The sequence below is a fragment of the Microbispora sp. H10885 genome (assembly GCF_014161415.1).
Classification (GTDB): Bacteria; Actinomycetota; Actinomycetes; order Streptosporangiales; family Streptosporangiaceae; genus Microbispora; species Microbispora triticiradicis.
In genome coordinates this window covers 119700-135363 of the sequence record NZ_JABBWY010000015.1, presented here as the reverse complement: position 1 = coordinate 135363, position 15664 = coordinate 119700, and the positions used below count along the sequence as shown (strand labels likewise).

12 protein-coding genes are annotated in these 15664 nt (G+C 73.1%); 5 read left to right on the top strand and 7 right to left on the bottom strand.

Annotation, left to right across the window (positions count from 1 at the left end; genetic code table 11):
* Positions 1-177 precede the first annotated feature (177 nt).
* From HHX37_RS32635 to HHX37_RS32615, 5 genes are all read left to right on the top strand, one after another.
* Positions 178-1197, top strand: a complete 1020-nt coding sequence (locus tag HHX37_RS32635; protein WP_182887859.1) for an ABC transporter permease — start codon at positions 178-180, stop codon at positions 1195-1197.
* Between the two features lie 34 nt (positions 1198-1231).
* On the top strand, positions 1232-3025 hold the full coding sequence (locus HHX37_RS32630) for an ABC transporter substrate-binding protein (RefSeq protein ID WP_182887858.1): 1794 nt from the start codon (positions 1232-1234) through the stop codon (positions 3023-3025).
* Positions 3026-3108: 83 nt separating this feature from the next.
* Positions 3109-4089, top strand: a complete 981-nt coding sequence (locus tag HHX37_RS32625; protein ID WP_111700282.1) for an ABC transporter permease — start codon at positions 3109-3111, stop codon at positions 4087-4089.
* A 45-nt stretch (positions 4090-4134) separates the two neighbouring features.
* Positions 4135-5235: an ABC transporter ATP-binding protein gene (locus HHX37_RS32620; RefSeq protein ID WP_310737891.1), complete on the top strand. Its 1101-nt coding sequence runs from the start codon at positions 4135-4137 to the stop codon at positions 5233-5235.
* Positions 5232-6263 carry an ABC transporter ATP-binding protein gene (locus tag HHX37_RS32615; protein ID WP_182879093.1) on the top strand — a complete coding sequence of 344 codons (1032 nt, stop codon included), beginning with the start codon at positions 5232-5234 and terminating at the stop codon, positions 6261-6263. The genes HHX37_RS32620 and HHX37_RS32615 overlap by 4 nt, the downstream gene beginning before the upstream one ends.
* 97 nt (positions 6264-6360) lie before the next feature.
* On the opposite strand, the gene rpe is transcribed toward HHX37_RS32615, so the two are convergent.
* From rpe to HHX37_RS32580, 7 genes are all read right to left on the bottom strand, one after another.
* Positions 6361-7032, bottom strand: coding sequence for a ribulose-phosphate 3-epimerase (rpe, locus tag HHX37_RS32610; RefSeq protein ID WP_111700279.1), 672 nt, complete (start codon positions 7030-7032; stop codon positions 6361-6363).
* Positions 7033-7156: 124 nt separating this feature from the next.
* Positions 7157-8440 (bottom strand): RsmB/NOP family class I SAM-dependent RNA methyltransferase, encoded by a 1284-nt coding sequence (locus HHX37_RS32605; RefSeq protein ID WP_220498617.1) that lies wholly within the window; start codon positions 8438-8440, stop codon positions 7157-7159.
* A gap of 459 nt (positions 8441-8899) precedes the next feature.
* Positions 8900-9829 carry a methionyl-tRNA formyltransferase gene (gene fmt, locus HHX37_RS32600; protein WP_182875738.1) on the bottom strand — a complete coding sequence of 310 codons (930 nt, stop codon included), beginning with the start codon at positions 9827-9829 and terminating at the stop codon, positions 8900-8902.
* Positions 9829-10377 (bottom strand): peptide deformylase, encoded by a 549-nt coding sequence (gene def, locus HHX37_RS32595; RefSeq protein ID WP_117408579.1) that lies wholly within the window; start codon positions 10375-10377, stop codon positions 9829-9831. The genes fmt and def overlap by 1 nt, the downstream gene beginning before the upstream one ends.
* Before the next feature lie 46 nt (positions 10378-10423).
* Complete coding sequence (locus HHX37_RS32590; RefSeq protein WP_182875739.1) at positions 10424-11665, bottom strand: hypothetical protein; 1242 nt, start codon at positions 11663-11665, stop codon at positions 10424-10426.
* A gap of 23 nt (positions 11666-11688) precedes the next feature.
* Positions 11689-13353, bottom strand: coding sequence for a hypothetical protein (locus HHX37_RS32585; RefSeq protein ID WP_182879095.1), 1665 nt, complete (start codon positions 13351-13353; stop codon positions 11689-11691).
* A 40-nt stretch (positions 13354-13393) separates the two neighbouring features.
* Positions 13394-15586, bottom strand: coding sequence for a primosomal protein N' (locus HHX37_RS32580; protein WP_182887856.1), 2193 nt, complete (start codon positions 15584-15586; stop codon positions 13394-13396).
* Positions 15587-15664 lie beyond the last annotated feature (78 nt).

Sequence of the window (15664 nt, the reverse complement as noted above, 5' to 3'; positions counted from 1 at the left end):
GCGCGTCCACCAAGGTCAACGCGGCCGCAGGACACAAGGTGATTTACATTGCACAACGAAGCAAGAACGCGGCGAACTACCCGCGCCAAGTGATTGACCCCTGCCAAATCAGTTGCCAGGGTTCCCTATAGTCGGATCTCTTCCGATCGTTAATGGTCCACCCGGGAGCACCGAACCATGACGTTCCCCCCCTCGACCGCGACCGACGCCGCCGCGGAGCCCGCGGACACCGCGGACCCGGCCGCGTCCGGTTCCGCCGTCGTCGGCCGCTCGCCCGGACGGCTCATGTGGCGCCGCTTCCGGCGCGACAGCACAGGCGTCGCCTCGGCGATCGTCGTGCTCGCCTTCTTCCTGATCGCGCTCCTGGCCCCCGTGATCGCCTCGTTGTACGGCAAGGACCCGTACACCACGTACGGGCAGAACCAGCCCGGCCTGCTCAATCAGTTCGGCTATCCCATCGCGCCGAACGGCGGTATGAGCGGGGACTTCTGGTTCGGGCTGGAGCCCGGCCTGGGCCGCGACGTCTTCACGCAACTCGTGTACGGCATCCGCACCTCGCTGAGCATCGCCGTCATCGTGACCGTCCTCACCACGGTCATCGGGGTCGTGATGGGCGTGACCTCGGGATACCTGGGCGGCCGCACCGACTACGTGATCGGGCGGGTCATCGACACGCTGCTCGCGTTCCCCTCGCAGCTGTTCCTGATCGTCTTCCTCCCGGTCGTCGAGGCGGCTCTCGTGCTCCCCGAGGAGGAGACGCCGGTCTGGCTGCGGTACGTGTCGATCTGCGTCGTCCTCACCGTCCTCGGCTGGGCCACCATCGCCCGCCTGCTGCGCGCCCAGGTGCTGTCGCTGCGGGCCCGTGAGTTCGTGGAGGCCGCCCGCGTCACCGGCGCGTCGCCGGCCCGGGTGATCTTCAAGGAACTGCTGCCCAACCTCTGGACCCCGATCATCATCCAGGCCACGCTCGCGCTCCCGCTCTACGTCGGCGCGGAGGCGGGACTCGGCTTCCTCGGCGTGGGCATGACCGAGCCCACCCCCGACTGGGGCCGCATGTTCCAGGTGGGCGTGAACGTCTACCACTCCGACGTCACCTACCTGCTGTTCCCCGGCGTCTCGATGCTGATCTTCGTGGTGGCCTTCAACCTGCTCGGGGACTCCATCCGCGACGCCTTCGACCCACGCACCAAGCGCTGACCCTGTGAGCGCGCACCTCCATAGGAAGGACCACATGAGATCGCACAGCAGGCGATTCGTCTCCATGACGGCCGTGCTCGCGGCGGGCGCGCTGGCACTGGCCGGCTGCGCCAAGGGCGGTGGCGGCGGGGCCCCCGAGGGCGCCGCGGGCAGCTCCCAGAAGCCGCTGGAGAACAAGGCCGTCAGCGCGATATCGGTCGGCACCGCCGACGACTCCACGGGACCGGCCCCCGAGGTCCCGGGCGCCAAGCCGGGCGGCACCGTCTACATGATCGACCGTGACGACTTCAGCCACCTCGACCCCGGCCGCGTCTACATCAACTACAACTCCTCGGTCTCGGCCCTGTTCACCCGGACGCTGACCAACTACAAGCAGGACGACGCGGGCAACATCAAGCTCGTCGGCGACCTCGCGACCGACACGGGCACCACCACCGACGGCGGCAAGACCTGGAAGTTCACCCTCAAGGACGGCCTCAAGTGGCAGGACGGCGCGCCGATCACCTCCGCTGACGTCAAGTACAGCTTCGAGCGCCTGTTCGCCGACTTCATCACCGAGGGCCCCGACTACGCCGAGTCCTGGCTGGTCCCCGACCCGAACAAGCCGTTCCGCGACCAGTACAAGGGCCCGTACGACGGCAAGGAACTCGACACGATCGAGACGCCGGACGACAAGACGGTGGTCTTCCACCTGAACGCGGCGCACCCCGACTTCAACTTCACCGTCGCCATGACCGGCTACGGCGCCGTGCCGAAGGCGCACGACACGAAGCAGAAGTACGACAAGCAGCCCTGGTCGTCCGGTCCGTACAAGATCGTCAGCCACGTGACGGACAAGTCGCTCGACCTGGAGCGCAACGAGCACTGGGACAAGAACACCGACCCGATCCGGCACGCGTACCCGGACAAGTTCCACATGGAGTTCGGCCTGCAGAGCCAGCAGACCACCGAGCGCTTCATGGCCGACACGGGCAACGACAAGCAGGCGTTCACCTTCCACAACCCGGTCGCCCCCGAGCGGGTCCAGGAGGTGTTCGGCAACGCCGACCTGATGAAGCGGTCGCTGCAGGGCCTGACCCCGTTCACGACCTTCTACAACATCAACACCAAGCGGGTCACGGACGTCAACGTCCGCAAGGCGATCCAGCTGGCGTGGCCGGCCAAGCAGATCCAGCAGCTCCAGGGCGGCGAGATCTCGGCCGGGAAGATCGCTACGACCGTGATGAGCCCGACCGTCCTCGGCTACGAGGCGTTCGACCTGTACGGCAAGCTGGCCAAGCCCGAGGGCGACCCCGAGGCCGCGAAGACGCTCCTGCAGAAGGCCGGGAACCCCACCCCGACCATCGTCTACGCCTACAACCAGACGCCGACGCAGGAGAAGGTCACCATCGCCATCAAGGAGGCGCTGGCCAAGGCCGGGATCAAGGTGGTCGGCAAGCCGCTGAACGCGGGCACCTACTACGACGCCATCGGCCCGGTGGACAACAAGTACGACGTCTACTGGGGCGGCTGGGCGGCCGACTGGCCGACCGGCTCCACCGCGATCCAGCCGCAGTTCGACGGCCGCCAGATCTCCGACAACGCGCCGAACTACAGCCACCTGAACGTGCCGGAGATCAACTCCGCCATCGACAAGGCCAACGCGGTGACCGACCCCACCGAGGCCGGCAAGGCGTGGGCCGCCATCGACCGGCAGATCATGGACCAGGCCGCGATCATCCCCGAGTTCTACCAGACCTACTTCGGCCTGTACGGCTCGGGCCTCGGCGGGGTGCGGTTCGACCCGATCCAGGGCGAGCAGTCCGCGCTGAACGTCTACGTGAAGTAGCACCACCGGGTCCGCCGCCTCCGCCCCCGCGGGCGGGGCGGCGGGCCCCCGCCCGTTCCGACCGCTGGAGCACGTACGAGACCATGACCAGCTTCCTGGTACGCCGGATCCTCGGCGCCCTCATGATCCTGCTGATCATCAGCGCGGTCACGTTCTACCTCTTCTACGCCGTCCCCCGCGACCCCGCCCGGGCGTTCTGCGGCAAGATCTGCCCGCCGGAGACGCTCCAGCTGGTCCGGCACAACCTGGGCATGGACGAGCCGCTGTTCGTGCAGTACTGGCACTGGCTCGTGGGCATCTTCGCCGGCCGGGAGCTCGTGCAGTTCGGCGACTGCCCCGCCCCCTGCCTGGGCTACTCCTTCGCCACCCAGGAGCCGGTGTTCGGCGCCATCGTGGACCGCTTCCCGGTGACGCTGTCCCTGACGTTCGGGGCGTCGATCGTCATCCTCGCGTTCGGCATCATCACCGGCATGATCGCGGCCTGGAAGGTCGGGCAGCCGCTCGACAAGATCGCCAGCGCCTCCTCCGTCATCGGGGCCTCGCTGCAGATCTACTTCGTCGGCCCGCTGCTGGCCTTCTACCTCGTCGACACCATGCAGCTGATCCCGCGCCCGTCCTACGTGCCGGTCACCGAGGACCCGGTGGGCTGGTTCACCCACCTGCTCCTCCCGTGGGTGGTGCTGTCGATCATCTTCACCGCGAACTACACCAGGATGACCCGCTCCCAGATGGTGGAGCAGCTCGCCGAGGACTACGTCCGCACGGCGCGGGCCAAGGGCATGTCGAACCGCGCGGTGTTCTTCCGGTTCGCCTGGCGCGGCGCGATGATCCCCATCGTCACGATCTTCGGCGTCGACCTCGCCACCCTGCTGGGCGGCGCCATCATCACCGAGCAGACGTTCACCCTCCACGGCATCGGCGAGCTCGCCGTGCGGGCGGTGCAGAACAACGACCTCCCGATGCTGCTCGGCGTGACCATCGTGGGCGCCGCGATGATCGTCATCCTCAACATCGTCGTGGACGTGCTCTACGCGTTCATCGACCCGCGGGTCCGCCTGACCTGAGCCGCGCCCGAGCCGAACGCCCGAAACCTGGAACTGGAGCAGCAAGTGACCACCGTGTCGTGGAGCGGCGAGCCGGGGACCTCTCGCGGCCCCGGGCCGTTCCTGTCCGTCCGTGACCTGAGCGTCGAGTTCAGCACCGAGGACGGCGTCGTCCACGCCGTCGACGGCCTGTCCTTCGATCTGGAGAAGGGCACCACGCTCGGCATCGTCGGCGAGTCGGGGTCGGGCAAGTCCGTCACCAACCTCGCCATCCTGGGCCTGCACGACCCCGCGCACACGCGGATCGGCGGCGAGATCTGGCTGGAGGACCGGGAGCTCATCACCGCCGACCGCGCGACGATGGAGAAGCTCCGCGGCGACCGGGTCGCGATGATCTTCCAGGACCCGCTGACCGCCCTGTCGCCGTTCCACACGATCGGCCGGCAGATCGGCGAGGTCTACCGCAAGCACCGGGGCGCGAGCAAGAAGGAGGCCCGGGACCGGGCCGTCGAGATGCTCCGGCGGGTGGGCATCCCGCAGCCGGAGGTGCGGGTGGACCACTACCCCCACGAGTTCTCCGGCGGCATGCGGCAGCGCGCGATGATCGCCATGGCGCTGGTCTGCGACCCCGACCTGCTGATCGCCGACGAGCCGACCACCGCGCTGGACGTGACCGTCCAGGCGCAGATCCTCGACCTGCTCAAGGACCTGCAGCAGCAGTTCGGCACCTCGATCATCCTGATCACGCACGACCTCGGCGTCGTGGCCAACACCGCCGACGACGTCCTGGTCATGTACGCCGGGCGGGCGGCCGAGCGCGGCACCGTCCGCGAGGTGCTGCGCGAGCCGCGCCACCCCTACACGTGGGGCCTGCTGTCGTCGATGCCGCGGCTGAACTCCAGCGTGGACGTCCCGCTGAAGCCGGTGCGCGGCACTCCCCCGAGCCTGCTCAACCCGCCCTCCGGCTGCCCGTTCCACCCGCGCTGCGACTATCCGCGGCTCGCCGGGCCCGAACTGTGCTTCCGGCAGCGGCCGGACGTCTCCCCCGAGACGGGTCACGGGGACGCCTGTTATCTCACCCTCGAACAGAAGAGGGAACTTCGCACCACCCAGGCCTCGGACCAGACCGAGGCCCAGATCGACGCTCGGACCGAGGACGGCGCATGAACGAGACGCTGCTGGAGCTCAAGGGGCTGGTCAAGCACTTCCCCGTACGGGGTGGCACGCTGATCAAGCGCCAGGTCGGGGCGGTCCACGCGGTGGACGGCATCGACCTCGCCGTCGGCGAGGGCGAGACCGTCGGCCTGGTGGGCGAGTCGGGCTGCGGCAAGTCCACCACCGGCCGCCTGGCGGCCCGCCTGCTCGAACCCACCTCGGGCGAGATCCTCTATCGCGGGCGGAACATCGCCCACAGCTCGCGCCGGGAGCTCAAGCCGATCAGGCCCGAGATCCAGATGATCTTCCAGGACCCGTACAGCTCGCTCAACCCGCGCCAGACCGTCGGCACGATCATCCGCGGGCCGATGGAGGTCAACGACATCGACCCGCCCGGCGGGCGCAGGCGGCGCGTCCAGGAACTACTGGAGATCGTCGGCCTCAACCCCGAGCACTACAACCGCTTCCCGCACGAGTTCTCCGGCGGCCAGCGGCAGCGCATCGGGATCGCCCGCGCCCTGGCGCTCGACCCCAAGCTGATCATCGCCGACGAGCCGGTGTCGGCGCTGGACGTCTCCATCCAGGCCCAGGTGGTCAACCTGCTGCAGGAACTGCAGCGCGACCTCGGCATCGCGTTCCTGTTCATCGCGCACGACCTCGCGGTCGTACGGCACTTCTCCCAGCGCGTCGCGGTCATGTACCTCGGGAAGATCGTCGAGATCGGCGACCGCGCGTCCATCTACGAGCGGCCCCGGCATCCGTACACGCACGCCCTGCTGTCGGCGGTGCCGGAGCCCGACATGTCGAGCGAGCCGCGTGAGCGCATCCGCCTGGCGGGCGACGTGCCCTCACCGATCAACCCGCCGTCCGGCTGCCGGTTCCGCACGCGCTGCTGGAAGGCCCAGGACAAGTGCGCCGAGGAGGTGCCGCCCCTGGTCCGGCTCAGCGGCAACCGCGAGGGCCACCTGACCGCCTGCCACTTCCCCGAGGCGCCCACCACCCAGGGCGAGGACGTGGTCCTCGACCCCGCCCTGGCCTGACCCCGGCCCGTCCAGAGGCCGGCCGCGCGGGTCCGCGGCGTGACCGGGCGCAGCCCGGCCGGCAAGCCCGGCCGAGAAGCCCGTTCGGATGGGCCGGTCAGGAGGGCGGGGTGGCCCGCTCGGCGAGGTTCCTGAGCTCCGTGACGGCGCGGGCGGGGTCATCGGCGCCGTAGACGGCGTTGCCGGCCACGAAGACGTCGGCCCCGGCCTCGGCGCAGCGCTCGATGGTCTCCGTGGACACGCCGCCGTCGACCTGGAGCCACACCTCGCCGCCGTACTTGTCGATCAGGGTGCGGGCCCGCGACACCTTCGGCAGCACGATGTCGAGGAAGCGCTGCCCGCCGAAGCCCGGCTCGACGGTCATGACGAGCAGCATGTCGATCTCGGGCAGCAGGTCCTCGTACCCCTCCACGGCGGTCGCCGGGTTCAGCGCGAGACCGGCCCTCGCCCCGGCCGCGCGGATCGCCCGCAGCGTGCGCACGGCCGCCTTGGCGGCCTCGGCGTGGATCGTGACGCTGCCCGCGCCCGCCTCGGCGTAGTCGGGCGCCCACCGGTCCGGCTCCTCGATCATGAGGTGGCAGTCGACCGGCGTAGAGGTCGTCTTCAGCAGCGACTCGACGACCGGCAGGCCGAGCGTGAGGTTGGGCACGAACCGGTAGTCCATCACGTCGACGTGGAGCCAGTCGGCGACGTTCTCGACCCGCGCGGCCTCGTCGGCGAGGCGGGCGAAGTCGGCGGACAGGATGCTGGGCGAGATCTGAACGGCCATAGTCCCTGCAGTCTATTCAGCCCTGGCGCCAGGTCCCCGCCCCCGCCCCGTGCCGCCCTGTGACGCCCTGTGCCGCCTCGTGCCGTCCCGGGGCCGGTCCGGGAGCCCGCGGCGAGGACGCTCTTCAGGGACGGCGCAGCAGCGCCAGGAACATCGCGTCGGTGCCGTGCCGATGCGGCCAGAACTGCGCGTACGGCCCGTCGCCGAGCCCCGGGACCTCGGGCAGGAACGCGCGCGCGTCCAGCACCTCGGCCCGGTCGCGCACGTCCTCCACCACCGCGCGGGTCTCGGCCAGGTGCGGCGAGCAGGTCACGTACGCCACGACGCCGCCCGGCCTGACGGCCTCCAGCGCCGAGTCGAGCAGCCGCCGCTGCAACGCGGTGAGCTCGGGGATGCTCCGGGGGTCTCGCCGCCACCGGGCCTCCGGCCGTCTACGCAGCGCGCCGAGCCCCGTGCAGGGGGCGTCGAGCATCACCCGGTCGAACGCGCCGGGCCGCCAGGCGGGCCGGGTGCCGTCCGCCGTGATCACCTTCGCCTCGCGGGTGGTGCCCCAGACCAGACGGGCGCGGTGATACTGCAGGTCGGCGCCGAGCAGCCGGGCGCCCCGCTCCGTGGCCACCGCGTCGAGCAGCCCGGCCTTCCCGCCGGGGCCCGCGCACATGTCCAGCCAGGTCGTGTCGTGGTCGAGCGGCACGCGGGTCAGCGCGAGCGCGACAAGCTGGCTGGCCTCGTCCTGGACCGCCGCCCGCGCCTCCCCCACCGCCGCGAGGGAGCCGGGGTCGCCCTCCGGCAGATACGCGGCGTACGGCGAGTAGGCGCCGGGCTCCGCCCCGGCGGCGAACAGCTCCTCCACCGTGGCCCGCCCGGGCCGCGCCACCAGCGCCACCCGGGGCCGCTCGTTGTCGGCCTCCAGCAGCGCGGCCGTCTCGTCCAGGTCGCCGCCGACCGCGTCGCGCAACGCGGTGACGATCCAGCGCGGATGGCTGTAGCTGACGGCGAGGTGGCCGGCCGGGTCCTCCTCGCGGGGCGGCGCCACGATCTCCAGCCACTGCTCCAGCGTCCGGCCCGCGACCTTCCGCAGCACGGCGTTGGCGTACTTGGACGGGCCCGGCCCGACGCGCAGCCGCACGAGGTCGATGGTGGCGCTGACCGCGGCGTGGGGCGGGATCCGGGTGCGCAGAAGCTGGTGCACGCCGAGACGCACCGCGTCGAGCAGCGGCGGGTCGACCTTCTCCGGCGGGCGGTCGCTGCACGCGGCGATCACCTCGTCGTAGGTGCCGAGGCCGCGCAGCGTCCCGTAGGCCAGCTCGGTGGCGAGGGCCGCGTCCCGGCCGCTGATCCGCCGCTGCCGCAGCAGCGTGGGCATGAGCAGGTTGGCGTACGCGTCACGCTCGTCGACGGCCCGCATCAGGTCGTAGGCGGCGTTACGCGCCTCGTCGCGCGGCGGGCGGCCACGACCCTGCCTCCGCTGCCCGGTCCTCGCCTCGGGGGCGGCCTGCCCGGCGTGCCCCGTCTGCGCGCCGCGGCCCGGCCGGGCCCGGCCGGCACCGCCGCGCGGTCCGCCACCCTGTCCGCCGGCCTGGCCACCGTTCTGTCCGCCGCCCCGGCCCTCTGCCTGGCCGCCCCGCCGGCCGCGCGGCGCGCCGCCCCCGGCGTCGCCGCCCTGGCCTCTGCCCTGCTTCACCCTGCCACCCTCGACCCTGCCACCCTCGACCCTGCCATCCGTGAACCAGCGGGCAACCCTAGCGCCTTCCTCCGACACCCCGCCGCCCGGCGCACGGTCCGCCCGCGCCGTGCACCGCCCGGAACGCGTCCGCCTCGACGCGGCGCCGCCCGGTCACGTCGGTGGTGGTGGCCACCAGGCCCCTCAGACCAGCGTCTCACCGTCGGCGAAGCGAACGCCGCGGCCCCACTCGGCGGCGGTCATCTGCCGCTTGCCCTGCGGCTGCACCTCGCCGAGCTCGACGGGGTGGCTGGCGGTGCCGACGAGCACGGTCTTCCTGGTGGCCGCGATCTCGCCCGGGGCGAGCTTGTCCGCGTCGGGGGCGAGCCGCACCGGGCCGATCTTGACCCGCTGGCCGCGGAACTCCGTCCAGGCGCCGGGAGCCGGAGTGCAGGCGCGCACGAGCCGGTCCACCCGCATCGCGGGCGCGGCCCAGTCGACGCGCGCGTCGTCGACCTCGATCTTCGGGGCGAGGCTGACGCCGTCCGCGGGCTGCGGGCGCGCCTCCAGGGCGCCGTCCTCGACGCCGTCCAGCGTGGCCAGCAGCAGGCCCGCGCCGGCCTCGCCGAGCCGGGCCAGCAGCGTGCCGCTGGTGTCGTCGTCGCGGATCGGCTCGGTCAGCACGCCGAAGACCGGCCCGGCGTCCAGCTCCTTCACGATGCGGAAGGTCGAGGCGCCGGTGACGTCGTCACCGTGCAGTACGGCGTGCTGGACGGGGGCCGCGCCCCGCCACGCCGGCAGCACGGAGAAGTGCAGGTTGATCCAGCCATGGGGCGGGATGTCGAGGGCCGTCTGCGGAAGCAGCGCGCCGTAGGCGACCACCGGGCAGCAGTCCGGGCCGATCGCCCGCAGCCGGTCGAGGAAGTCCGGGTCGCCGGCCTTCGCCGGTCTGAGCACCTCGATGCCCGACTCCTCCGCGAGCTGGGCCACCGGGCTGGGGTGCACCTTCCGCCCCCGGCCCGACTGCGCGTCCGGCCGGGTGACGACGGCGGCCACCTCGTGCCGGGGCGAGTCCAGCAGGGCGCGCAGCGACGGCAGCGCGGTGTCGGGGGTGCCGGCGAAGACCAGGCGCACTACAGGGCCCGTCCCTGCGTGGCGTGCGGCGAGATCTTCACCACCGGGGCCGACAGGCCGCTCCACTCGGCCTCGCGGATCGCCTTCATGGCGAGCTTGCGCTGCTTCGTGTCCATCCTGTCGATGAACAGCACGCCGTCCAGGTGGTCGGTCTCGTGCTGGAAGCAGCGCGCCATGATGTCGGTGCCCTCGATCGTCACCGGCTCGCCGTGCATGTTGAAGCCCTTGGCGACCGCCCGGATCGCCCGCGGCGTGGGGAAGGACAGGCCGGGGAAGGACAGGCAGCCCTCCTCGCCCTCCTCGTCCAGCTCGTCGCCGAGGTCGAGATCGGGGTTGATCACGTGGCCGAGCTGCTCGTCCACGTAGTAGGTGAACACGCGCAGCCCGACGCCGATCTGCGGCGCGGCGAGCCCGGCGCCCGGCGCGTCCATCATCGTGTCGGTCAGGTCCTTCACGAGCCTGCGCAGCTCCTTGTCGAAGTCGACCACCGGCTCGGCCGGCGTGCGCAGCACGGGGTCGCCGAACAGGCGGATCGGCTGAATGGCCAAGGGTCGGCTCCGTTCACGTCACATACACGAGGAGGATCACCACAGTCTATGTGCGCGACCGCACCTTCATCGCCGTCTTCCTGGCCGTCTTCGCGATCAGCGGATCGGGGTGGTGCCGGCCGAGCATCTCCAGCACGGCGAGGGCGTCGGGGTGGTCGGCCCGGCCCATCTCGGGCACCAGCGCGAGCAGGTCCTCGCCGAGCAGGTCGAAGTGGGCCACGGAGTCGACCGGGGCGCCGATGTAGAGCAGGGCGGCGAGGGTGTCCACCGCCACCCAGGCGCCGTCGCCCTCGCCGAGGGCGGGCGCCTCCAGGTCCCGCACGCCCAGCCAGGCCGCGGCGTAGCGCCACATCATCGGCTCGTCCAGGGCCTCCCGTACGGCCTGCGCGGCCTCGGGGCCGAGCTCCTCCAGCACGGTCCCCGCGGTGCCGCGCTGGGCCGCGTCGCCCGACGCGGCGATCTTGATCAGCTCCCGCGCGGCGTCCTCCGGGACCCGGCGCTCCAGCCAGAGGGTGGCGGCGCTGGCGGACGCCCGGCCGTGCAGCATCGCGTCGATGAGGTCGGCGGCCCCCAGCTCGGCCAGCGCGGCCACCTCGCCCAGGGACGGCGCGTCGTGCCCCTCCCGCAGCAGGTCGCGGCGCACCGCCCACACGCCCGGCTGGCTGAGGCGGACCAGCTCGCCGGTCAGCTCGATCAGCCCGCAGTACTCCAGCAGCGCCATCGCCGCCGACAGCTCGCCCGGCAGGGTCATCCGCAGCCGCCGCAGGTCGGCCGGCCGCGCCTCGCATCCCACCTCGTGCGCCTGCAGGATGCCGCCGGCGAGCGCCGCGAGCGGCATGCCCTCGCGCACCGAGTAGATCGTGGCGAGGATCTCGGTGAGGTGCTCGTCGACCACGGCCGAGCCGGTGAGGCCCTCCTCGGTCCGGTCGAGCACGTCCATGACCACGCCGTCCCAGAACTCCATGGGGTCGGGCACCCCCGGCCCGGGGCGGGCGCCCTGGCGGGTGACCTCCACGAGACGGCCGTTCACCGCGACCACCCACAGCAGCCGGAGCCGGGCGGCCGCCAGGTCCAGCGCGGCGACGACCGCCTCCGCCTCGGCCGGGTGCGGCAGCCCCTCCTCGGTCACCTCGCAGACGCCCTGGGGGGAGGCCGCGCAGCGGCCCCCGACCCACTCGGCGAGGCGGCGGGCGTCGCGTACGAGGGGGACCTCCCGGACCGCGTGGACGAGCTCCTCGTCGGGGGCGATGTCGACCGGCGGGAAGGTGAGCACGTCGCTGTCGGCCATTCCAGCAACTTACTGCACAGCAGTCACCTGATGCCCCGCGAACGTGCCTTGAAGGCCGCTTTCCGGGCGGCCTTCGCGGCGGCCTGGTCCCGCAGCGTGTTGCCGAGCAGCTCCAGGACCTCGACGACGTCGGGGTGCTCCACCCGCCACATGTCCTCGATCAGATGCGGGGGCGGGCCGGAGGCCGCGATGTTCTCCGCGAAGCCCTCGGGGTCGGCCTCGGCGGCGGGCAGCGCCAGCGCCAGCATGTCGACGCTCATCCACAGCACCTCCTCCGGCGTGAGCGCGGGGGCCTCCAGGCCGCGTGAGGAAAGCCAGTGGATGGCGTGCGGGCGAAGCTCGGTGTCGTCCAGGTAGGACCGCACGACGGGAGCCGCCTCCCGGCCCAGCCGGTCGACGATCGTCACCGCGACCCCGCGCACCTCCGCCGGGGCGCCCGCGACGGCGGCCAGCAGCTCCGCCGCGGCCTGCTCGGGCGTACGGCGGGACAGCCACTCGGCGATGTCCCGTTCGGCCGCCTCGTCCGCCGGGCCGTCGCCGATGAGGCCCGCGATGAGGCCGCTCGCGTCGCCTTCGGCCAGGTCGGGGGCGAGCGGCGCGTCCATGCCCATGCCCGCGTACACCTCGCGCAGGCCCCACAGGGCGTGCGTGGTGAGGGCCAGGCCGTCCTCCGTACGCTGGACCGTTCCCGCGTACGCCAGGCCGGTCAGCGCCTCGTCCAGCCGCCCCACCGGCCGCCCGTCGGCCAGTTCACGCAGGTAGTCGGCGAGCGCGTCCACCGGGACGGGCGACTGCAGCCGGTAGAGCAGGTCGTGGATCTGGGCCATCCCGTCGTCGACCACCCGCTCGCCGGTCAGCGGCACCAGGCCCTCGATCAGCAGCTCCAGCGCCCCCGTCCACAGGTCGAGCACCTCCTCGTCGCCGCGCTCCGCCAGGTCGCGGAAGCCCTCGGCCGCCTCGACGGCCGGAGGGCCGGAGTGCGCCAGCCCCAGTTCGAGCGCCAGGCGCCAGGCGGCCTCGGGGCGTCGTACGCCGAGGCCGTCCCTGATCGCGCGGGCGTCCGCGGCGCGCAGCGAGCGGCGCAGGGTGAGGGTGCGGCGGCCCTCCGCCAGCCACGTCACCACGCGGTGGGCGTCGACCAGCAGCGGCACCTCGCGCGCCGCCCGCGCCACCTCCTCGGCCGGGGCGAGCCGTACGGGCGGCAGCGGCGCGCAGCCGGGGCAGTCGCAGTCGGGGCCGTCCGTCTCCCCCTCGGCCCGGCCGCCCGCGGCGTCGAGCTCCAGCGAGTCGGGGCCGATGGCGCTGAACAGGCTCTTGGCCATGCCGAACTTGGACGTGTCGGCGAGCGCCCGGGGCATCTCGGGCTCGATCTCGTCGATCGTCGCCCGCATCCGGGCGGCGGTCTTGCCGCCGATCTCGCCCGTGTCCAGGAGGAACTCGACCAGCGTGCGCGCCGCGGCCACGGTCTCCGGCGCGCTCTCGGGCGGCGCGATGACCTTGCGCGGGTAGATCTCCAGCAGGAGCTCCTCGAAGGTCCCCGGCCGGAAATCGCCCAGCTCGTTGACCTCCAGATAGTCGCTGGCGTAGTCGCACAGCAGCCGTACCTCGTCGACGTCGACCTCGACGTTCCTCTCCCGCCCCCAGGCGCGGAGGCCGTCGACGGCCCGGTTCACCCATTCGATCGACACACACGCACGCTAACGGCTCGCTTTGTGCGAGGCGAATCGGTCAGATGAGATCGAGCGGATCAATGTTCACTCGGACCACCTCCGGTGCCTTGCGTGCCGAGCGCACCCCGGAGGCGCCCTTGAGCGCGCGGGCGAGCGCGGAGCCGAGGTGACGCGGCACCCGGACCATGGCGCGCTCCTGCCCGCCGTCCACCGGAACCGGCCCCAGCACCTGCGCCCCTGCGGGCAGATCGGCGTCCGCCAGCGTCTCCCTGACGGCCGCCGCCGGGCCGGTCAGCGTGGCCAGCCGCACGGCGGGCGGGAAGCCCAGCTCGGTCCGGTCGTCGAGCTCCCGCTCGGCGAAGGTGACGGTGTCCCACCGCAGCAGGGCCTGTACGGCCGGGACCGCCGCGTCGGCCATGACGACCAGCTCGCCCGCCGGCCGCAGCAGCGCGGCGGCGTTCGCCCAGCGCCGCAGGGTCTCCTCGGCCGCGCGCAGGTCGGGACGGCCGAGCAGGGCCCATCCGTCAAGTAGCACGCCGGCCGCGTAGCCGCCGTCGGGCACCGGTTCGGCCCCGGGGGTGGCCACGACCAGTGCCGGAGCGCCGCTGACCCTCGCCAGGACCCCGTCGCGTCCGCTCGTGCGCACGGCGACGGACGGGAAGGCCCGGCCCAGCTCCTCCGCCGTCCGCCGGGCGCCCACGATGACGGCCCGCACGCCGGTCCCCCCGCAGGAGGGGCAGCGCCAGTCGCCCGCGATCCGGCCGCACCAGCGGCAGTACGGCATGGCGTGTCCGCCCCGCAGGGCCAGCGGTCCCGAGCAGACCGGCCCCGAATACGACGGCTCCGAGTGCGGCTGCTCCGCGTGCGACGGCTCCGTGGCGAGGCGGACCGGCGGCGCGCCCGAGCAGCGTGCGGGGGCGCGGCAGTGGCGGCACGCGAGCGCGGGCAGGTAGCCCCTGCGCGGGACCTGCACGAGGACGGGCCCGTGCTCCAGGCCCTCGCGCAGCGCCCGCCAGGCGACGCTGGGCAGGCGGGCGGCCCTGGCCGCCTGGTCACGGGCCAGTTCGGCGTCGTCGCCCGCGGGGCGCACTCTGGGGGCCCGCGCCCGCACCACCGCGCGGTCGGGCACGAGGGGGCCCGCCCAGCCAGTGTCGACGAGCGCCGTCGCCTCGGCGGTGCGGGCGTAGCCCCCGACGAGCAGGCCCGCTCCCGCCTGGTGGGCGCGCAGGCCGAGGACCTCCCGCGCGTGGGGATAGGGGGCGTGGCGCTCGGCGTGCAGGTCGTCGCCGTCGTCCCAGATGACCGCGAGGCCCAGCCGGGCCACCGGGGCGAAGGCCGCCGGGCGGTTGCCCACCGCGATGCCGGCCTCCCCGCGCAGCGCCTTGAGCCAGCGCCGGTATCGCTCGGCGGGCCCGAGGTCCGCGGTGATCGCGACGTGCGGGGTGTCGCCCAGGGCCTCGGCCACCAGGGCCACGTCCTTGCCGTCGGGAACCACCACGACGACGCCCCGGCCGCCGTCCAGCGTCGCCCGCGCGGCGGCCGCGATCGCGTGGGGCCACGTCGGCCCGTCGGCGTCCGTGCCGGGCAGGGCGGTCCACACCGCCCGCGGCGCCCTGCCCTCGGCCAGCGCCTCCAGGAACGAGGCCCCCGCCGGATAGGCCTCCCACGGACCCGCGTACGCGTCCTTCCCCGCCGGGGCGGCGGCGCCGGCAGGAGCGGGGAGATCGGTGCGGCGGACGGGGGTGCGCGCCTCGGCCTCGACCCGGGCGTGCCGCGGCGGCACCGCCAGCCGCAGGACGTCCGGCAGGGTCCCGGCGTAGCGGTCGGCCACCGCACGGGCCAGGCGGGCGATCTCGGGGGTGAGAACGGGCTCCGGGGAGATCACCCGCTCCAGGAAGGACAGCCGTCCGCCGTGTTCGCTTTCGGCCAGCCGTTCGAGCAGGTAACCGTCGGCGAGCTGACCGGCGAACCGGACCCGCACCCGGCAGCCGGCCACGGCCTCGGCGTCCATCTCGGCGGGGACGAGGTAGTCGAACGGCCGGTCCAGGTGCGGCAACGGCGTGTCCACCACGATCCGGGCGACCGGAAGGCTCGCCGCCGCCTCACGCGCCCCCTTGCGCGCGCCCGCCCGCGTCCGCTCCGTGCCCGCCGCACGAGTCCGCCCGGCGGGCTGGATGAACCGCTTCCCGGCGGCGGGAGGCGCCGGTAGGAGCGCCTCCTGCGGATGAGGGGCGCGGGTCGGCTCGGTCACGTGTACGTCCTACCAGACCCGGCGGGCCGCAATCGCCCACAGGCCCGCGGGCTGTGCGCGAAGCCGGTCGAGGGTCCG